The organism is Mesorhizobium sp. M8A.F.Ca.ET.208.01.1.1, from assembly GCF_004791315.1.
Taxonomy (GTDB): domain Bacteria; phylum Pseudomonadota; class Alphaproteobacteria; order Rhizobiales; family Rhizobiaceae; genus Mesorhizobium.
In genome coordinates, this window is sequence record NZ_SRUT01000001.1 from 2,015,911 (window position 1) to 2,035,844 (window position 19,934).

16 protein-coding genes and 1 tRNA gene are annotated in these 19,934 nt (G+C 62.8%); 8 read left to right on the forward strand and 9 right to left on the reverse strand.

Going from position 1 to position 19,934, the window contains the following annotated elements; translation table 11 throughout:
- Nucleotides 1-50: 50 nt before the first annotated feature.
- The gene (locus EN851_RS10330) at nt 51-950 is read right to left on the reverse strand and encodes a LysR family transcriptional regulator (RefSeq protein ID WP_135929110.1); all 900 of its coding nucleotides are present in this window, start codon (nt 948-950) and stop codon (nt 51-53) included.
- Between the two features lie 113 nt (nt 951-1,063).
- Between EN851_RS10330 and EN851_RS10335 the strand changes: the two genes are divergently transcribed.
- On the forward strand, nt 1,064-1,957 hold the full coding sequence (locus EN851_RS10335; RefSeq protein ID WP_135929111.1) for an NmrA/HSCARG family protein: 894 nt from the start codon (nt 1,064-1,066) through the stop codon (nt 1,955-1,957).
- 1 nt (nt 1,958) lies between these two features.
- Here the strand turns inward: EN851_RS10335 and EN851_RS10340 are convergent, their stop codons facing one another.
- Nucleotides 1,959-3,479: a phosphomannomutase/phosphoglucomutase gene (locus EN851_RS10340; RefSeq protein WP_135929112.1), complete on the reverse strand. Its 1,521-nt coding sequence runs from the start codon at nt 3,477-3,479 to the stop codon at nt 1,959-1,961.
- Nucleotides 3,480-3,678: 199 nt separating this feature from the next.
- Between EN851_RS10340 and EN851_RS10345 the strand changes: the two genes are divergently transcribed.
- From EN851_RS10345 to EN851_RS10365, 5 genes are all read left to right on the forward strand, one after another.
- A tRNA-Pro gene (locus EN851_RS10345) sits at nt 3,679-3,755 on the forward strand.
- A gap of 671 nt (nt 3,756-4,426) precedes the next feature.
- The gene (locus EN851_RS10350) at nt 4,427-4,717 is read left to right on the forward strand and encodes a hypothetical protein (RefSeq protein ID WP_135922040.1); all 291 of its coding nucleotides are present in this window, start codon (nt 4,427-4,429) and stop codon (nt 4,715-4,717) included.
- A gap of 577 nt (nt 4,718-5,294) precedes the next feature.
- On the forward strand, nt 5,295-5,525 hold the full coding sequence (locus tag EN851_RS10355; RefSeq protein WP_245520717.1) for a hypothetical protein: 231 nt from the start codon (nt 5,295-5,297) through the stop codon (nt 5,523-5,525).
- The gene (locus EN851_RS10360) at nt 5,522-5,971 is read left to right on the forward strand and encodes a hypothetical protein (RefSeq protein WP_245464386.1); all 450 of its coding nucleotides are present in this window, start codon (nt 5,522-5,524) and stop codon (nt 5,969-5,971) included. The genes EN851_RS10355 and EN851_RS10360 overlap by 4 nt, the downstream gene beginning before the upstream one ends.
- Before the next feature lie 138 nt (nt 5,972-6,109).
- The gene (locus EN851_RS10365; RefSeq protein WP_135929113.1) at nt 6,110-6,454 is read left to right on the forward strand and encodes a hypothetical protein; all 345 of its coding nucleotides are present in this window, start codon (nt 6,110-6,112) and stop codon (nt 6,452-6,454) included.
- Nucleotides 6,455-6,482: 28 nt separating this feature from the next.
- Here the strand turns inward: EN851_RS10365 and EN851_RS10370 are convergent, their stop codons facing one another.
- From EN851_RS10370 to EN851_RS10385, 4 genes are all read right to left on the reverse strand, one after another.
- On the reverse strand, nt 6,483-8,102 hold the full coding sequence (locus tag EN851_RS10370) for an ABC transporter ATP-binding protein (RefSeq protein ID WP_127871312.1): 1,620 nt from the start codon (nt 8,100-8,102) through the stop codon (nt 6,483-6,485).
- Nucleotides 8,103-8,151: 49 nt separating this feature from the next.
- Nucleotides 8,152-9,273, reverse strand: a complete 1,122-nt coding sequence (locus EN851_RS10375) for an ABC transporter permease subunit (RefSeq protein WP_135929114.1) — start codon at nt 9,271-9,273, stop codon at nt 8,152-8,154.
- Complete coding sequence (locus EN851_RS10380) at nt 9,266-10,189, reverse strand: ABC transporter permease subunit (RefSeq protein WP_127279557.1); 924 nt, start codon at nt 10,187-10,189, stop codon at nt 9,266-9,268. Before EN851_RS10380 ends, EN851_RS10375 begins: the two co-directional genes overlap by 8 nt.
- Nucleotides 10,190-10,353: 164 nt before the next feature.
- Complete coding sequence (locus tag EN851_RS10385) at nt 10,354-11,946, reverse strand: peptide ABC transporter substrate-binding protein (protein WP_135929115.1); 1,593 nt, start codon at nt 11,944-11,946, stop codon at nt 10,354-10,356.
- A 283-nt stretch (nt 11,947-12,229) separates the two neighbouring features.
- Here EN851_RS10385 and EN851_RS10390 point away from each other — a divergent pair, with 283 nt between their 5' ends.
- Nucleotides 12,230-12,676 carry a TadE/TadG family type IV pilus assembly protein gene (locus tag EN851_RS10390; RefSeq protein ID WP_135883430.1) on the forward strand — a complete coding sequence of 149 codons (447 nt, stop codon included), beginning with the start codon at nt 12,230-12,232 and terminating at the stop codon, nt 12,674-12,676.
- Complete coding sequence (locus EN851_RS10395) at nt 12,677-14,446, forward strand: TadG family pilus assembly protein (RefSeq protein WP_135883431.1); 1,770 nt, start codon at nt 12,677-12,679, stop codon at nt 14,444-14,446.
- 28 nt (nt 14,447-14,474) lie between these two features.
- Here EN851_RS10395 and EN851_RS10400 read toward each other — a convergent pair whose 3' ends face one another.
- From EN851_RS10400 to EN851_RS10410, 3 genes are all read right to left on the reverse strand, one after another.
- Nucleotides 14,475-16,109, reverse strand: a complete 1,635-nt coding sequence (locus EN851_RS10400; protein WP_135929116.1) for an alpha-glucosidase family protein — start codon at nt 16,107-16,109, stop codon at nt 14,475-14,477.
- Nucleotides 16,109-18,106 carry a glycogen debranching protein GlgX gene (gene glgX / locus EN851_RS10405; RefSeq protein WP_135929117.1) on the reverse strand — a complete coding sequence of 666 codons (1,998 nt, stop codon included), beginning with the start codon at nt 18,104-18,106 and terminating at the stop codon, nt 16,109-16,111. Before glgX ends, EN851_RS10400 begins: the two co-directional genes overlap by 1 nt.
- Nucleotides 18,107-18,302: 196 nt before the next feature.
- A complete protein-coding gene (locus tag EN851_RS10410; protein WP_135929118.1) occupies nt 18,303-19,931 on the reverse strand; it encodes an alpha-D-glucose phosphate-specific phosphoglucomutase in 1,629 nt (542 codons plus the stop codon).
- Nucleotides 19,932-19,934 lie beyond the last annotated feature (3 nt).

Genomic DNA, 19,934 nt, shown 5'->3' on the forward strand with positions numbered 1-19,934 from the left:
CAGGTCTCGCGCTCGGGAATTGGAGGTCGATTGGGTAGCACAGACGCCCTTTAAGCGGTATTTGCCCGATTGGAAATCCGCTCGGCCGCCAGTTCGATAAAGGCCTTCACCAGGGGCGAAAGGTGGCGGCTGCTCGGATAGAGCACATGCAGTCCGCCGGCCGGTGTCGTGTAATCCTCGAGGACGCGCTGCAGGCGCCCCTGATCGATCAGCCCTTCGGCCATCGCCTGGGGCAATTGGGCGACACCGAAGCCGGCGAGCGCGGCCGCAACCACCGCCTGCATTTCATTGGCGGCGAAGCGCCCGGCGACCACGACCGTCTCCTGGCCTCGTGGTCCATCCAGCACCCAATGAGCGCCCGAGGCCGATGGACCCGCGATGACGCATCGATGGCGCGCGAGATCCGCCGGACCTTCCGGCATTCCATATCGTGCGAGATAGTCGGGGCTGGCGCAGAGCAGCCTGCGCGCGGCGCCGAGCTTGCGGGCGATCAACGTCGAATCCTGGAGGGTGCCGGTGCGAAAGGCGACGTCGATTCCGTCCTCGACCAGGTTGAGCTTGTCGTCGGTGAGGCGAAGCTCGACATTGGTCTTCGGATACAGCGCCAGAAAGTCGACCACGGCGCGGATGAGGAAATAGCCGCCAAAACCTACCGGGGCCGAAATGCGGATGGTGCCCGACGGTTCCGCCCTCGCCTCCGCCAGACGCAGATTCGCCTCCTCGATCGTGCGCAGCCCCTGGCTGCTTTGCTCATAATACAGACGCCCGGCATCCGTCAGGTTGAGGCTGCGTGTCGTGCGCTGCAACAGGCGCACGCCGACCTCGCGTTCGAGCGCGGCGACACGGCGGCTGACCGACGTCTTGGGCATGGCAAGCAGACGCGCGGCGGCGGTGAAGCTGCCGGCCTCGACGACGCGAGCAAACACGATGACATCGTTGAGATCGATCATTGTGCTCACCAGTGAGACAAAGTTTTCCAACTATAGGCAGTTATGCATCAATCCGACAGAGCCTAATTTTGCTCCAGGCAGACAAGCCGGACAGAGAAAAAGGAGCAGACGAAATGACCAGCAAACGAAACATTCTTGTCACCGGCGCCACGGGCCAGCAAGGCGGCGCGGTAGCGCGTGCGCTGTTGTCCAGGGGCCATCACGTCAAGGGACTGACGCGCAAGCCGGGCAGCGAGGGCGCGCGGCAACTGGCGTCGGCGGGCGCCGAGGTGGTGGCCGGCGATCTCGCCGAAGCGGGCTCGGTCGTGAGCGCCGCAAAAGGCGTCGACACCATGTTCCTGATGGGCAACAGCTATGAGGCCGGTCTCGAGGAAGAGACCCGTCTGGGCATCCTAGCCGCCGATGCGGCGAAGACCGCCGGCGTCGGACACTTGATCTATTCCTCCGTTGCCGACGCCGACAAGAAGACCGGCATCCCGCATTTCGAAAGCAAATATCTGGTCGAGAGGCATATCGAGCAGCTCGGCATTCCCTATTCGATCAGCGCGCCGGTGGCCTTCATGGAGAATGCCGTCGCGCCGTGGTCGATCGGTGCGCTCAACCAAGGCATCCATGCCTTCGCCATGCCACCCAAGCGCGTCCTCCAGCTCGTCTCGCTGGTGGATATCGGCGCCTTCGTGGCCGCTCTGGTCGAGCGGCGGGAAGAAGTGTTCGGCAAGCGCTTCGATTTCGCCGGCGACGAATTGTCAGGCGAAGAGCAGGCTAAAATCCTGTCCGGCGCGATCGACCACCCGATCCGCTACCAGGAAATCCCGATCGCAGTCGCCCGCCAGCAGAGCGAGGACGCGGCGCTGATGTTCGAATGGTTCGACCGCGTCGGCTACGACGTCGATATCGCCGCCTTGCACCGGGAATTTGCGGAGGTGCGCTGGCACGGCTTTGCCGACTGGGCGCGCGATTTTGACTGGGGCGTGCTGACGGCCGCAGCGCCCGCAGCGGGGCGCTGACCTAGAAAGTCTGGTTGTAGGCGCCGACCTCCGGACTGCGGCGCAGCACGGCGTCGACGGCATCGAACATCTGCCGGCGACGCTCGGACGAGACCGGGCTTTCGACGACCACGACCAGTTCCGGCTTGTTCGACGAGGCGCGCACCAGACCCCAGGTGCCGTCCTCGGCGACGACGCGGACGCCATTGACGGTGACGAGGTCCAGGATCTTCTGGCCCGCGAAACTGGTACCGTCCCGCTGCATCGCCTGAAAATCGGAGACCACCCGTTCGACGACGCTATACTTCACACTGTCCGCGCAGTGTGGAGACATGGTCGGGGTTCCGAAGGTCAGCGGCAGCGCACGGTAGAGATCGGCCATCGAACTGGCCGGGTTGCGGTCCAGCATCTGACAGATGGCGATTGCCGTGACCAACCCGTCGTCATAGCCGCGGCCGATCGGCGGGTTGAAGAAGAAATGGCCTGACTTTTCGAAGCCGGCGACAGCACCGAGTTCGGCAACGCGGCGTTTAATGTAGGAATGGCCGGTCTTCCAGTAGTCGGTAACGGCGCCATTGGCGCGCAGCACCGCGTCGGTGTTGAACAGTCCGGTCGACTTGACGTCGACGACGAAGGTCGAACCCGGATGGAGCCGCGAAATATCCCGCGCGAGCATGACGCCGACCTTGTCGGCGAAGATTTCGTTGCCTTCATTGTCGACGACGCCGCAGCGGTCGCCGTCGCCATCGAAGCCCAGACCGACATCGGCCCCTGTCTCCAGCACCTTGTCCCTGATGGCATGCAGCATCCGCATGTCCTCCGGGTTGGGATTGTAGCGCGGGAAGGTATGGTCGAGTTCGGCATCGAGCGGAATCACCTCGCAACCGATGCGCCGCAAGGCTTCCGGGGCAAAGGCGCCGGCAGTGCCATTGCCGCAAGCAGCGACCACTTTGAGCTTGCGTGTGATGCGCTTGTCCCCGACCAGGTCGTCGAGATAGGTGGCGCGAAAATCGCGGACGAAATCATAGGAGCCGCCGCCTGTAAGGTCGAAATCGCCGGCGAGCACCATCGCCTTCAGCGCGGTCATCTCCTCAGGCCCGAAGGTCAGCGGCCGCGCGGCTCCCATCTTGACGCCGGTCCAGCCGTTCTCGTTGTGCGAGGCGGTGACCATGGCGACGGACTGCGTCTCCAGTGCGAACTGCGCGAAATAGGCCATAGGCGACAGCGCCAGGCCGATGTCCTTCACCCTTGCGCCGGCCGCCATCAGCCCGGAAACCAGCGCTAGCTTGATGCCAAGCGAATAGGACCGGAAATCATGCCCGGTGACGATGTCGGGTCCGGCGCCGAGACGGCGGATCAGCGTGCCGAGCCCCATGCCAAGCGCCTGGACGCCGATCAGATTGAGTTCCGGCGGCACCGTCAAACCGGGATGACCGAACCACCAGCGCGCATCATATTCACGAAACCCGGATGCCTTGATCAGCGCCGCGGTTTCGAATTCGAAGCTGTTGGGCAAGGCTTCGCCAACGATTTTTGGGGGCAAGACAGCAGGGCTCCGGGAGACAGAAACACGATCTATCGAGGCAGCGGCTTAGCACACAAGGCTTTAAGCCGCGTTTATCCCGGATGGAAATCCGAGCTTTCCGGCAAGCCCCGACGAAAGCGCACGAAATGCGACAGAAGTGCTGCCATTGCCGCTTGCAGGAACGAAGTGTGGCGGCTATAAGCCCGCGGTCTGGTCACGGAGTGTAGCGCAGCCTGGTAGCGCACCTCGTTCGGGACGAGGGGGTCGCAGGTTCAAATCCTGCCACTCCGACCAGAAAAACAATGTATTAGCGCATCCCGACTTTGGCGCAATCGGCGATTCACCTGATAGGCCTGCGTCCAGGCTGATGCCTTTTCCCTCAGCGCGGGGAACGGACACGAAATCCCTTTCCTCGCATGACGCATGAGCAACGAGGTTCCTGCATCGTGCCGGTCAATCTGCGGGGAGTGTTCGCGGCGTCGCTGCCACGGATCACACTCCGACAGGGCATGGCGCGCGGCGCCTAACGGAGGCCGAAGAAGCTCAATATCGCAATGACGATGACCACCGCTCCAACGAGCCAAATGATATTGTTCATAGTCTCTCTCCTGTTGCCTGGTGAGCCCGCGCCTCTGGCGGAGGACACGGGCCGATCAGCCTTTGCCGACTGATCTTCAGCAGACCTCAATTGTGATGCCTGCCGCGGAGATAGAACAGTTAGACCCTCCTAATGTTCCGCAGCCTGAGTGAAACCGTAGAGAACGCGATGCCGCGACTAGCCGTGGCATGAGGATGGCTAGGGGGCGGTGGCTAAATATTGCGGTTTTTTGCATCCCTGGCCAGCGACGCCATAGCCGCCCTTCGACCTGCCGCACGTCCCCGCCTGTCCCGGGAAACCCGGAACCAAAGGGGTCAGCGGCAGTTGTATCCAACGAAGGGCTAATCAAGGCAATGGAGAAATTGCAGTGAAAACAATGATCATGTGCGCTTTGGCGTTTTCGATGGGATTGCCCGCTTTGGCTTCGGCCGCCGAGGCGGACGTTGTCGTCACGACCCATCATCGACATCACAACCACGTCAGGATCATCAACGAGGAAGGTCAGCGGCTTCATCACCGTCACCACGGAACGATTGCGTTCTACGACCATGGTCGCCGGCATCATTATCGGCAGGATCGGGATGCCGTTGTCGTCACCGGCTCCATCTCCACCCACCGTCACCACCACCCGGTGGTGATCGAAAACGGCGGTTACTGATTACCGACTGGTGGCCCGGCTCTCGATCAAGCCTGGCCACCAGATGACTTTCCCTGGCACGCTATGCGCGGCTGAAAATCCAGGCGCAGTGGACCGTGCCAGTCCTGAATACCTCATCACCGCTGGTAAGTTATGGAAGCTCGGCTCGGGTCAGGCAATTTTCCCGACGCTGGCCAGTCCAGCCAGGGTTTGTGCCAAATCCAGGGTTCGCTCGCCACTTGGAAGAGCGAGCGAACCCTGTCAGCGCAGGAAGGGACTGGACTGCGCCGATGTGCGAGGAGGTTAGCCGAGGACTATTGCGGCCACCATGAAAGTATGGCCATCGCGAAGATCGGTGCGAGCAACCAACGCGTCTGGTCAACACTCTTCTCCATCGGCTTCCTCCCACAATCTGCTAGCGGACAAACGGCGGCAATCAGCGGCCGTTCCGGGCTCCGCGCCCGGCAAGACCATTGCGTCCTGGTGCAAGACTTAAGTCCCGCGCCTTACCAGACCGAAGCCCTAAACGGGAACGTTTGCCCGCGCTCCAAGTTCGGTTGATTGGGCGCGAGGACCATCAAAAAACGAGACGGAATAAATGACCAGCACAATCTCGAATCGTGAAGACGCAAGATCCGATATCTTGCAGCTGCGCGTGGCAGACCTCCGGAGCAGGATGCGCAGCGCGCGGATCAGCGAGGGCGAAATCAAGACCTTCCAAAAGGTCGCGGCGGTAATGGAGGACGGTCAAGGCCGGATCGATGGCGACGACTTGATCGCCGCATCCTTCGTTACCGACGCGCTGACGGACACGACACGTCCTGAATGACCATGCCAACAATCAGCAGGCTTTTTGAATCCCATCCCGAAGCGACCCGGATCGCCGGCAACCTTTTGGCGGCCGGGGTTCCGCGCGTACAGATCGCCATTATCGGGCCCTACCACGACGAAATCGGTGTCCTGAAGTCTCCGGCAGTCATGCTTGGCGCTGCCGCCGGGCTGTTGGCGTGCCTGGGCGCTTTTGCTGCTTACGGCATCAATCCTTTCGCAACCGGCCTGTCGGCGATGGCCCTGACAGGCACGTTCTGCGGCTGCGCCCTCGGCGGCTTGCTCGGACCCTTGGTCGCGACCGCCAGAAGGCCGGAGCGCCGCAGTGTCGGCGAAGGGATCGTGCTGGTGACAGCCCATGTCGATGACAACGCGGCCGACATTGCCCAAATGGTGCTCGGCGGCGGTTGTGTCCCCATGACCGGATTGGCCGCCGAAGCAGCGTAAGAATTTTCGACGACAGTGAGACGGGCCGGTAACCAGCGCAGAGCCGGCCGGCCGGTCAAACTTTGACGAAAAGGGCATCCGCGCTAGTTTGACCTATGAATATGAGGGGGCCGGCAACACGGCGAACCGGACGCGGACATGAATTTGATCTCAACAACAGGGTCGGCACCGGTTCTTCTGGCTGCCATGCTTCTTGTTGCCGGATGCGCATCGATCGGCAGGACGGCCGATCCGGCCAAATACGAGAGCATGAGCTGCACGGAGCTTAACAGCGCCGTGGGAAGCAGCGCGAGCGACATCTCGCAAACCGCGATCACCCGCGGCAAGGTCGCCAACACCAGCGTGCCGCGCTGGCTGCTTGGCGGATCGCGCGTGAAGACGGCGGTCGCCAATCGTGAAACGGCCAGGATCGACCGGTTGAAGCAACAGCAGGATGCCGCTGTCGCCGTGCGCGCACGAAAGTGCGGGAGTTCGGCCGGCTGAGCGAACGGGCCTTACCTGCAGCGGCTCATCACGCGCTCAACCGGAACCGCGTGACGTCGATCGCGGCGTTCATCAGCGTCTGCGTATAAGGGGCTTGCGGGTTGCTGAAGATGGCCTCGGTCGGCCCCTCCTCGACGATCTTGCCCTGCTTCATGACGATGATGTAGTCGGCCATGGCGCGCACCACCGCGAGATCGTGGCTGATGAACAGGTAGGACAGTTCGTGGTCGGCCTGGAGTTTGCGCAGCAGTTCCACGATCTGTTTCTGCACCGAGCGGTCGAGCGCCGAGGTCGGCTCGTCCAACACGACCATCTTCGGCTTCAGGATCATGGCGCGGGCAATGGCGATGCGTTGCCGTTGTCCGCCGGAAAATTCGTGCGGGTAGCGGTTGCGGGCGTTGGGATCGAGGCCGACTTCGCGTAGCGCCTCGACAGCGCGCTGGTCGCGCTGCTTTCCCGAAAGGTTCGGCTCATGCACCAGCAGCCCTTCGGTGATGACCTGGCCGACGGTCATGCGTGGCGACAGCGAACCGAAGGGATCCTGGAAGACGAGCTGCATCTGGCGTCGCAGCGGCCGCATCTGCTGCCGGTCGGCCGTGGAAATGTCGCGATCGCCGAACCGGATGAGCCCATCGCTCGGCAACAGCCGCAGCAAGGCGCGGCCGAGCGTCGATTTGCCCGATCCGGATTCGCCGACGATGCCGATGGTCTGGTTGCGTTGCAACCGGATCGAGATGTGATCGACAGCCCGCAGCATCAGGGGTTCGCCGGCCAGGAACCCGCCGCCGATCCTGAATGTGACTTCGACGTTCCTGCCTTCGAGCACCACGGGCGCGTTGGCGGGCGGAGGTGCCTTGGTTCCCGTCGGCTCGGCCGCCAGCAGCATCTTGGTGTAGGCATGCTGCGGGTTGGCGAAGATCGCTTCCGCCGCGCCTTCCTCGACGACCTCTCCCTGGCGCATGACATAGACCCGGTCGGCGAAGCGCCGCACGATGCCGAGGTCGTGGGTGATGAAGACGATCGCCATGCCGAGCTTGCGCTGCAGCTCGGCCAGAAGCATCAGGATCTGTGCCTGGATGGTCACGTCGAGGGCCGTCGTCGGTTCGTCGGCGATCAGGATGTCGGGGTCGTTGGCGAGCGCCATGGCGATCATCACGCGCTGGCGCTGGCCGCCGGACATCTCGTGCGGATAGGATTTCATCCGCCGTTCCGGATCGGGAATATGGACGAGCCGCAGCAGCTTGAGCGCCTCTTCACGCGCTTCGGCGGCGCTCAGGCCACGATGCCTGCGGATCGGCTCCATCAGCTGGTTGCCGATCGAATAAAGCGGATCTAGCGAGGTCATTGGTTCCTGGAAGATCATGCTGATCTTGCGGCCGCGGACCTTGTTCAGCTCGGACTTACTCAATGTGAGCAAATTGCGGCCGCGATAATCGACATGGCCCGACGCTTCGCCGTTGGAGGCCAGCAGGCTCATCGCCGCCATCATCGTCTGGCTCTTGCCGGAGCCGGATTCGCCCACGACTGCGACGGTTTCGCCGGCATTGACATGGATGTTGATGCCCTTGACCGCTTCGACGGCACCGTCGAGCGTGCGGAAGCGCACGCGCAGGTCCTTGACGCTGAGGATCGTTTCGGGAGTGGCCATGTCAGCGATCCCCATTTCTATCTAACCCCATTTTTACCGATCCCAATCTTTATCGATCTCTTGGGTCGAGCGCGTCGCGCAGGCCGTCGCCGACGAAATTCAGGGCGAACAACGTCGAGACGAGGAAGAAGGCGGGAAACAGGAGCAGCCAGTTGGCGGTGCCGATGTTCTTGGCGCCGACGGAGATCAGCACGCCCCAGCTGGTCATCGGCTCCTGGATGCCGAGGCCGAGGAACGACAGGAAGCTCTCCAGGATGATGACCTGCGGCACGAGCAGGGTCATGTAGATCACCACGGGGCCAAGCAGGTTGGGGATGACATGGCGCACCAGGATGCCGCGCTGGCCGATGCCCATGGCTTCCGCCGCCTGGACATATTCCTGCCGGCGGATCGACAGCGCCTGCCCGCGCACGATGCGCGCCATGTCGAGCCACAGCACGGCACCGACCGCCAGGAACATCAGCACGAAGTTGCGGCCGAAGAACACCACCAGCATGATGACGAAGAAGATGAACGGCAAGGAATAGAGCACGTCGACGATGCGCATCATCACCTCGTCGACCTTGCCGCCGGAAAAGCCGGCGGCGGCGCCATAGATCACACCGATCACCACCGCAACGATGCCGGCGAGCAGGCCGATGGCAAGCGAGATGCGCCCGGCCATCAGCGTGCGCGACAACAGATCACGGCCAGTGTTGTCGGTTCCGAACAGGAAATACTGCTGCTTGACCGATGCGCTCATCGTCACTTCGAGGCCGTCGGGGGACTTGCTCTCGATCTTGGTGTCGTCGAAGGCATCGGAACGGTCGAGGTAGCGGATGTTGCGGTCGTCGATCGGCTTGGTCGACTTGACCGTGACGAAGACCTGGCTCCCTTCCTGGTGCCACTCCTTGATGTCGACCCGCATACGTTTGATCGCTTCGGTAAGCGCCGTCTCGATCATATCGGGTTTCGGGTAGGCCGACAGGCTTGGCGGCATGCGCACATAGTCGGCGTAGATGGTCGTGTATTGATGCGGCACAAACCAGGGGCCAAAGACGCTGACGACACCGATCAGAATGAGGTAGTAGAGGCTGAACATGGCGGCGCGATTGGCCTTGAGGCGCGCCCAGGCATCGCCCCAAAGCGAGCGACCAACGATGGCGGGAGCCGTGGCCGTGATGTCAGTCATAGCGCACCCTCGGGTCGACGACCGCGTACATGACGTCGACGATCAGGTTGAAGACGATGGTGAAAATGGCGATCACCACCACCGTTCCCATCACCAGTGTGTAATCGCGGTTGAGCGCGGCATCGACGAAATAGCGGCCGACTCCGGGAATGGAGAAGATCGTCTCGACGATGACCGAGCCGGTCAGCAGTGCCGCCGCAGCCGGGCCGGTGAAGGAGACGATCGGCAGGATGGCGCCGCGCAGCGCGTGCTTGACCACCACCGACCAGTCGGAGAGGCCGAGCGCGCGCGCCGTTCGGATATGGTGGGATCGCAGCGATTCGATCATCGAGCCGCGCATCAGGCGGGCAACGATGGCGATCTGCGGCAAGGCAAGCGTCAGCACCGGGCCGACTTTGTTGATGAAGGCGCCGTCGCCCCAGCCGCCGATCGGCAACAGCCTCCAGGTCAGCCCGAACAGGAGCTGGATCACCGGCGCGATGACGAAGGTGGGGATGGTGCTGCCGGCGGTCGCCAGGGCGATCACCGTATAGTCGCCAAGCTTGTTCTGGTTGAGCGCGGCAATGGTGCCGAGCACGCTGCCGAGCAACAGCGCCAGGATCAGCGCCGAGGCACCGAGCTGGACGGAAATGGGCAGGCCCTTGGCAAACAGTTCGGTGACGGTGAAATCCGGCATGTTGTAGCTCGGGCCGAAATTGCCGCGCAGCAGATTGCCGAGATAGTGGACATATTGCAGCCAGAGCGGATCGTTGAGGCCGAACTGGGCTTCAAGATTGGCCTTGATCTCGGGACTCAGACCCCGCTCCTGGTTGAATGGACCGCCTGGCGCGACGCGCATCAGGAAGAACGCCATCGTCACGATGACGAACAGCGTCGGGATGGCGGTCAAAAGCCGCCGGAATACGTATCGCAGCATCGGTGCCCCGCTTGATCCAGAGCAGGCCCGTCCACTCGGACGATTGCGCTCCAGCCTTCAAATCTTCGCACCGAACTTTCCGAAAATCGATTCCGCTTCCCGAGCCGATGCGATGGCAAACCAGCGCCGCCGCGCATTCGGTTGCGCGGCGGCTTGGCCAGGGATCAGTCCTTGCTGACGAAGCGCGACGGATGCACGTCCATCACATTGTCGACGAAGCCATGCAGCTTCGAGGAAACGATATCGTGGTAGCTGTAGTAGAGAAGCGGGATCTGGCCGACATCGTCGATGAGGATGCGCTCGGCCGCGGAGAGATCCTTCATGCGCTCTTCGGGCTTGCCGCCGGCGGCCGCGGCCTTGTCCATTGCCGCTTCGTATTGCGGGCTGTTGTAGTTCGAATAGTTGTTGCCGCTGGCCTTGCGCGTGATGCCGAGGAAGGTTTCCGGATCCTTGTAGTCGGCGATCCAGGCGGCGCGCGCCACGTCATAGTCGCCCTTCTGCTCGAGGAAGGAGTAGTGGGTCTTGGTGTCGGTGTTGAGCAGCGTGACGTCGACGCCAAGCGGCTTCAACTGTTCCTGGATCGCCACAGCGGTGTTCTTGTGGTTTTCCGAGGTGTTGTAGCGGATTTCCATCTTCAGCGGATGCTCGGGCGTGTAGCCAAGCTTCTCGAGGATCTTCTTGGCGGCGTCCTCGCGGTCGATCTGCGGCATGTCGGCGTATTTGGCCATTGCGGGCGCATAACCCTCGATGCCGGGAGGCACCATCGAATAGCCGGGCAGCATCGAGTTCTGCCAGACCTTTTCAGCGATGAAGTCACGGTCGATCGCCATCGAGATGGCGTTGCGCAGCTCCGGATTGTTCCACGGCGCCTTGTCGGTCTTGATCGCATAGTAGTAGGTGCCGAGATACGGTCCGACATGGATCTGGTCGCCGAACTTGGTCTTGAGGTCGGCCAGCTGTTCGGTCGGCAGATCGTCATAGCTGTCGAGTTCGCCGGCCTCGAAGCGCTTCATCGCCGACGAACGATCTTCGGTCGGGATGTAGTTGACTACGTCGAACTTGACGGTCGCGGCGTCCCAGAATTTCGGATTCTTGACCAGTTTCATGTGGTCGTTGGGAACCCATTCGGCGAGCGTATAGGCGCCGTTCGAAACCAGTTTGCCGGGCTTGATCCAGTCGGCGCCGAGCTTTTCAATCGAGGCCTTGCTGACCGGATAGGTCGCCTGATGGGTCAGCATCTCCAGGAAGTACGGCGTCGGCGCCTTCAAGGACACTTCCAGGGTGTTGGCGTCGATCGCCTTGACGCCCATGTCTTCCGGCTTGCCCTTCTTGGTGTTGACGTCCTCCGCGCCCTTCACCGGATACAGCATCGAGGCGTATTCCGCGCCGGTCGCCGGATCCTCCAGCCGGTGGAAGGCATAGACGAAGTCGTCCGCCGTCACCGGGCTGCCATCCGACCACATGCCGTCCTTGCGCAGCTTGAAGGTATAGACCGTGCCGTCATCCGATACCGTCCAGCTTTCGGCGGCGCCCGGAATGAGGTTGGCCTTCTCATCCTGCATGACCAGTCCCTGGAACAGGTCACGCAGCACGTTGGCTTCATAGACCGTCGAGGTCTTGTGTGGGTCGACCGACTCCGATTCAGCGGCGGTGCCCCTGTTATAGACGGTCTCGGCGAAGGCTGGCGTCAAGAAAGTGCCGGCAGCCAAGGTCATGGTCGTGGCGAACACCGTCGCCCTCAGCATGTTTTTCAGCATGAAGTTCTCCCTGTCGGCGCTGCCATGGGCGCGCCTTAACGTGTTGACGCCCCGGAACCGATGTCTGATTCCTTTGAGCGCGCCGCCGGTTCCCTCCGGCGGCTGGTGGCAGGAGACTAGACAGGAGGTCAGCTCTTTTCAACCGAGTACTGATTGACCTTAAGTCAAGCCTCATGTCTGCATAAGCTATTACTAAATTAGGGAGTCTTTTTCAATCGAGCACATCCTTTGGTTGCGTCCAGAGTTTTCGCTTTCTGCATGCGAACTTGGGCATGCTGCAGCCATGGTTGACAACCTCATTTGCAAGGTCCGAAGGCGCCAGTTCCGAACAGACAATTCGGGCACTTCAGCGGTCGAGTTCGCCCTGCTGTCGCCGCTCTTCATGCTTCTCTTGCTCGGGATGGTTGCGTACGGCATCTATTTTGGCGCCGCCAATTCGATACAGCAAATTGCAGCCGACGCCGCCCGGACGGCTATCGCCGGGGTGAACCAGACCGAGCGCCAGACGCTCGTGGCCAGCTACCTCGCCAACAACGCCGGCGGCTACCCCTTCGTGGACGCCAGCAAACTGACCTACCAGGCCAATGACAGCGTGGCCGACGGAAGCCAGTTCGTGGTGTCCATCTCGTACGATGCCCGCAACCTGCCGATCTGGAATCTGTTCCCGGGCATAGCCATGCCAGGGACGACCATCAGGCGTCAGTCAACGATCAGGGTCGGGGGTATCTGAATGCGACAGCGGGCGGGCAAGGGCATCGGCCGGCTTGCACGGTCGATGGTGGGGGACAGGAAGGCGAACTTCGCCGTCATGACCGCCTTGAGCGCGCCGGTCGCGCTGGCCCTGGCCGCGGTGGCGATAGACGAGGCCTCCATCTACACAGAGCGCCGGGAAGCCCAGGCGATGGTCGACCTGGCAGCGATCACCGCTGCCTCGAACATCAACAACGTCAATACAGCCGTCGTCACCACGCTCACCGACAACGGCATGCCGGGTGTCGTTGTTCAAGCTTCGGGCCAGACCATCCCGGCGGCCGCCGGGAAGACGGTGGTGACGGTTACGCAAGGCCGATATGCCTCATCGACCGCTAATGTCAGCCAGCGCTTCCAGGCGGGCGTGACGCCTTACAATGCCGTCCGGGTGACTTTGGCGAAGATCCCCAAGCGTTACTTCGCAAGCTCGCTGATCCCCACTCCAGTCATCGGCACCCAAGCCACCGCCAGCATGACGCCGCAGGCGACATTCTCGGTCGGGTCGAGATTGCTCAGCGTCAATGGCGGCATCCTCAACGCACTTTTGAGCGGACTTCTCGGTGGCAACATCTCGCTCAGCGTCATGGATTACAACGGACTGATCTCGGCCGATGTAAGCGTGCTTTCCTTCGTCAGTGCGCTCGGCACACAACTGAACATCACGGCCGGCACCTATTCCGACGTTTTGGCCTCGAAGGCGACCGTCGGCCAGATCGCCACTGCCATGGCCAATGTTCCCGGCCTCGGCAATACCGCCAAGGTCGCCTTGCAGACCATCGCCTCCAAGTCGACCAGCACCGTCAAGATCCCACTCAGCAGTCTTGTCAACCTTGGGTCCATCGGCAGCCTGGGCCTCGGGCAACAGCCGTCCGGCCTTGGCGTAGACGCAAGCGCAATGGGGATGCTGACGGCGGCGGCCGTACTCGCCAACGGCACCAACCAGGCCGCGGTCGATCTCGGCGCCACCATCCCGGGGCTGCTCTCCACCAAGCTCAGCATCGCCATTGGGGAGCCGATGCAATCCTCGCCCTGGCTGGCCATCGATGGCATCGGCACCGTCGTGCGGACCGCCCAGACGCGCATCAAGCTGACGGCCTCCGTCGGTGTCGGCACGCCGAGCCTGGCCGGCGGCATCAGCCTGCTTGCCGTCAATCTGCCGCTCAATGTGGAAGTCGCCTATGCCGAGGCCAAGCTGACCGACATAAGCTGTCCGACAGGGCCGTCCAGCATCAATGTCTCCATCGCCGCGCACCCCGGCATTGCGCGTTTGAACCTGGCCAACAGCAACAACCCGTCCGGCTTCGCCGATTTCAGCCAGCCGCAGACCTTCACCGACGCCGAGATCGCCGATGTGAGTCTGAAGCTCCTGCTGATCAACATCCCGCTGATTCAGGTGATGGGTTCGGCCGCGACCGCGATCACCAACAACAGCCCGCAGACCTTGACCTTCAACGCAACCGACATCGCCAACAAGACGATCAAGACCGTTTCGACGCGAAACATCTCGCAGTCGCTCACCACGTCTCTGGTCAACAACCTGTCGCTTTCGGTCAATGCGCTTGGTTTGGGCATCGATCTGACCGCCCTGCTTGGAACGGTCAAACCGGCAGTGGTGGCCCTGCTCAACACCGTGACGGCGCCCGTCGACGACTTGCTCTACAATGTGCTTTCAGCCCTGGGCGTCGGTGTCGGCCAGGCCGACGTGCGCGTCACCGGTGCGACCTGCGGACGGGCAGTGCTCGTTCAGTAGGACCGCTTGGCCGCAACCGAAGCGCCGATCAGCCGAGCCGACCGAGGAAGCAACCGAGAGCCGGCAGCGAGAGCGCGTTTTCCTCGACAGCCGCGGTACCGCCCAGGACAGCCGCGACGGTTCCGATATCAGGCAGCAGGGGCCAAGTCGCCGGCTCCCCGGCGAAATTGAAGACACAGAGCAGCCTCTCCCCCTCTCCTTCGCGGATGAAGGCGAGCATGTCTCCCTCGGCGTCGAGAAAACGGATCGAACCACCGACCAGTGCCGGGTGCTGTCTGCGCAGGGCAAGCGTGGAGCGGTAGACCGACAGCACCGATTGCTCCTCGCCGTCCTGCGCATCCGCCGCACGGGCGCGATGGCTTGCCGGCACAGGCAGCCATGGTTTTGCGGTGGAAAAGCCCGCATTGTCGGCCCCGACCTCCCAGACCATCGGCGTGCGGCAGCCGTCCCTGCCCTTCACGCCGGGCCAGAAACGGATGCCGACGGGATCGCGTAAATCCTCATAGGCAAGCTCCGCTTCCTCAAGGCCGAGTTCTTCGCCCTGATAGAGGCAGATCGAGCCGCGCAGGCAGGCGAGCAGCATGATCGAGAATTTGGCCACCAGATCGGGATCGCCATCCGGCCGCGTCCAGCGGCTGACATGGCGCACGACGTCATGGTTGGAGAAGGCCCAGCAGACCCAGCCGTCGGCAACCGCATTCTCAAACGCCTCGACGCAGCCACGCACATGCGCCGCCGAAAATTGCGAGCCGAGCAGGTCGAACGTGTAGCTCATCTGAAGCTTGTCGCCGCCGGAGGTGTAGGCTGCGAGCGTCTGCAGCGAGCGGCCTTCATCGCCGATCTCGCCGACGGCGGCGCGGTCGCCATATTCGTCGAGCAACGCGCGGAAGCGCCTGAGGAACGCCAGGTTTTCGGGCTGCGTCTTGTCGAACAGATGCTCCTGATAGAGGTAGGTGTTGGTTTCTGTGTTGGTGCCGGCAACGCTCGAAGCCAAGGGCGGATTGCTGCGCAGCCAGCGGTCGTGGACATAGTAATTGACCGTGTCGAGCCGGAAGCCGTCGACACCGCGCTCCAGCCAGAACCGCACCGTGTCCAGCAACGCCTCCTGAACTTCCGGATTGTGGAAATTGAGATCCGGCTGCGAGGCGAGGAAATTGTGCATGTAATATTGGCGACGGGTCGCGTCCCACTCCCAGGATGGCCCCCCGAAGACCGACAGCCAATTGTTGGGCGCGCCGCCGTCGGGCTTGGCGTCGGCCCAGACGTACCAGTCGGCCTTGGCGGTGTCGCGGCTGGCGCGACTTTCGATGAACCATTCATGCTTGTCGGATGAATGCGACAGCACCTGGTCGATGATGATTTTCAGGCCGAGCCGATGCGCTTTGGCGACCAGCGCGTCGAAATCCGCCAACGTGCCGAACATCGGGTCGACGTCGCAGTAGTCCGATACGTCATAGCCCATGTCGGCCATGGGCGACTTGAAGAAGGGCGACAGCCAGACAGCGTCGACGCCGAGGGAGGCGATATGGGCGAGCCTTGCCGTAATACCTTTGAGATCGCCGCTGCCATCGCCGGTCGTGTCCTGGAAAGAGCGCGGATAGATCTGATAGATGACGCAGCCTCGCCACCACTCGGCTCCCTGCCTGGCATTGTCGTCGGCCATTACGAACCCTTCCCGGCGCCACCGTTTCCGGTCCGGCCCTCGATCATGAAATTGACGCTGCGGCCCGGCAGCGGGCGCAGGAGGTCGATCGCCTGCGTCTCGATTGCCGGGCGCCACTGGAAGCCATCTCGCGCCGGCAAGGTGAAGACGCATTGGCGGCGGTCACCATTGATCATGACGGCAAGCCTGCCATCCTCGCCGCCAAGCAGCATGACAAGGCGATGCCGGCTGGAGTCGTTCCAGTCGGTCTCTGCGAGCGGCTCACCCGTCTCGGTCAGCCAGGCGACGTCGGGAACGCCTGAAGCCTCGACCGGTTCTCCGGCCAGGAAACGTGTGTCCGACAGTGCCGGCACCGCCTGGCGAAGCGCTGCAAGCGCCGATGCGTAACGCTCCAGCGCCTGATCGCGGCCTGTCCAGTCAAGCCAGGTAATGGCGTTGTCCTGCGCATAGGCGTTGTTGTTGCCTTGCTGCGTTCTGCCGAATTCGTCGCCTGCCGTCAGCATGATGGTGCCGCGCGAGGCGAACAGCGTGGCGAGCAGTGCGCGTTGGTCGTCGAAGCGCGCCTTGATGATCGCTGCCTCGTTCGTGTCTCCCTCGACGCCATTGTTCCAGGACAGGTTGTCGTTATGGCCGTCGCGGTTCTGCTCGCCATTGTCGGCGTTGTGTTTGCGCTCGTAGGCGACGATGTCGGCCAGCGTCATGCCGTCATGGGCGGCGATGAAGTTCACGCTGCGGCTTGCCGGCTCCCCTGCCCTGTCGAACACGTCCGACGAACCGGCAAGGCGCGTGGCGAGAGTGCCGACCATGCCGGCATCGCCGCGCCAGAAGCGTCTGACATCGTCGCGGTAGCGATCGTTCCACTCGAGGAACGGTGGCCGAAAATTGCCCAGTTGATAGCCGTTTGCCCCGATATCCCAAGGCTCGGCGATCAGCACGCGGTCGCAAAGTACCGGATCATCGGCAATGGCCCGGAGCAGTGGTGCTTCCGGATCGAACAGACCATCGACCCGGCCCAGCACCGGAGCCAGATCGAACCGGAAGCCGTCGACGCCAGCCCGGCGCACGAAATGACGGAGCGTGTCGAGCACCATTTCCCGCACCACCGGATGGTCGCAAGCGATCGTGTTGCCGGTGCCGGTGTCATTGACCAGCCCGCCATCCGGCCGATGCCGATAGTAGGCCTGGTTGTCGAGGCCGCGCAGCGAGAGCGTTGGCCCCAGCCTGTCGCTTTCGCCGGTATGGTTGAAGACGAGGTCGAGAATGGTGCCGATGCCAACCCGGCGCAGCGCTGCGACCGTGTCCTGTAATTCCGTCAGGCCGCCGGGTGCGAGGCGAGGGTCGAGCGCCATGAAGGTGACGGGATTGTAGCCCCAGGCGTTGCTCAAGCCCAGCGGCGGCAGATGCCGCTCGTCGATCGACGCCGTCACCGGCATCAATTCGACGGCTGAGACGCCGAGCCTTTGCAGATGCTCGATGATGGCCGGATGGGCAAGTGCGGCGATCGTACCACGCTGTTCTTGCGGCACATCCGGGTGGAGCTTGGTGAAGGCGCGGACATTCAGTTCGTAGATCAGGCCGCCCGGACGAAACAGCGGCGGCAGGATCGGTGGGGCCGCGGGCAAGGCCTTGGCCACGGTCTTGGGCATCAGCGACGCGGTGTCGGCACCCTCATTGCGCCGCGCGGCGAGCCGCCAGTGATAGGCATAGGGCCGGTCGACTTCGGCGGCATAAGGATCGGTCAGCAGCTTGTCGGGGTCGAACCACAGCCCACGCTCGGGTGCATAGTCGCCATCGGCGCGCAGGCCGTAGCGGGTGCCGGCGGCGAGACCCGCGACGAACAGGGCGTAAAAACCCTCGCCTTCGGGCTGGAGTTCAAGCCGCTCGATTTCGTGGTCGCCGGTTTCATCGAAGATCGACACCCAGAGCCGCCGCGCCGAGGACGACCAGGCGGCGAAGCGGATGCCTTCGGAAGTGATGGCGGCGCCGAGATTGTTCACGCGAGCGCCTTCCCTTCTCCCCTTGTGGGAGAAGGTGGATCGGCGCGCAGCGCCGAGACGGATGAGGGGTGTTGGAAGGAATGAGGCATCGGTGTCCCGGGCGCCGGTTTGCGCCAAGCTGGAGCACCCCTCATCCGTCGCCTTCGGCGACACCTTCTCCCACAAGGGGAGAAGGGGGAGTCGCGCCTCCCCACCCTCAAGTAATCACGCTGGGTTTGTCGCGGCCGGTGTGGCTCTTGATCCCGGCAATGTCGTCGGCGGCGGCGATGAGATCGGCGAGCGCCTCCTGCGTGTCGAGATCGTGCCTCGACTTGTCCGGCTCGTAGCGCTCGATATAGACGCGCAGGGTCGCGCCCGAGGTGCCGGTGCCGGAGAGGCGGAAGACGACGCGTGAGCCGCCTTCGAACAGCACCCTTATGCCCTGGTGCTCGCTGGTCGAGCGGTCGACCGGGTCGTGATAGGCAAAATCGTCGGCATTGGCGATCTTCAGGCCGCGCACGCTGGTGCCGGGCAGCGAGCCGAGCTTGGCCCTGAGTTCGTCGACCAGCGCATTGGCGCGGTCGCTCTCCACCTCTTCATAGTCATGCCGCGAATAGTAATTGCGCCCATAGGCCGCCCAGTGCTCGGTGACGATCTGCTGGCAGCTTTCGCCGCGCGCGGCGAGGATGTTGAGCCACAGGAGCACCGCCCACAGACCGTCCTTTTCGCGGACATGGTTGGAGCCGGTGCCGGCACTTTCCTCACCGCAGATCGTCGTCATGCCGGCGTCGAGCAGATTGCCGAAGAACTTCCAGCCGGTCGGCGTCTCGTAAATGCCGATGCCGAGCTTGTGAGCGACGCGGTCGGCGGCACCGCTGGTCGGCATCGAGCGGGCGATGCCCTTCAGCCCGTCCTTGTAGCCGGGCGCCAGGCGGGCATTGGCGGCAAGCATGGCGACCGAATCCGACGGGGTGACGAAAATGCCCTTGCCGATGATCAAATTGCGGTCGCCGTCGCCGTCGGAGGCGGCGCCGAAATCCGGCGCGTCCGGCCCCATCATCTCGTCATAGAGGTGCTTGGCATGGACAAGGTTGGGATCGGGGTGATGGCCGCCGAAATCGGGCAGCGGCTTGAAATTGCGGCAGGTGCCGTTCGGTGCGCCGAGCCGGTGTTCGAGGATTTCCTTGGCGTAGGGTCCGGTCACCGCGTGCATGGCGTCGAAGCGCATGCGAAAGCCCGACTTGAACAGTTTGCGCAACGCGTCGAAATCGAACAGGCTCTCCATCAGTTCGGCATAGTCGGTGACCGGATCGATGATCTCGACGGTCATGCCGCCGGCCTTGACGGTGCCGACCGTATCGATGTCGATTGGATCGATGTCGGCGATCTTGAAGCTCGAAATCGCCTTGGTCCTGGCAAAGATGGCGTCGGTCAGCTTTTCCGGCGCCGGGCCGCCATTGCCGGCATTGTACTTGATGCCAAAATCCTCATGCGGGCCGCCGGGATTATGGCTGGCCGACAGGATGATGCCGCCGAAGGTCTTGTATTTGCGGATGACATGCGAGGCCGCCGGCGTCGACAATATGCCGCCCTGCCCTACCATCACCTTGCCGAAGCCGTTGCCGGCGGCCATGGCAATGGCCTTCTGGATGACCTCGCGGTTGTAGAAGCGGCCATCGCCGCCGATGACCAGGGTCTTGCCGGCAAATCCGTCGAGCGCGTCGAAGATCGACTGGATGAAGTTCTCGGCATAGTGCTCCTGCTGGAACACTGGCACCTTCTTGCGCAGTCCCGACGTGCCGGGCTTCTGGTCGGAATAGGGCTTGGTGGGGACGGTGCGTATCATGCT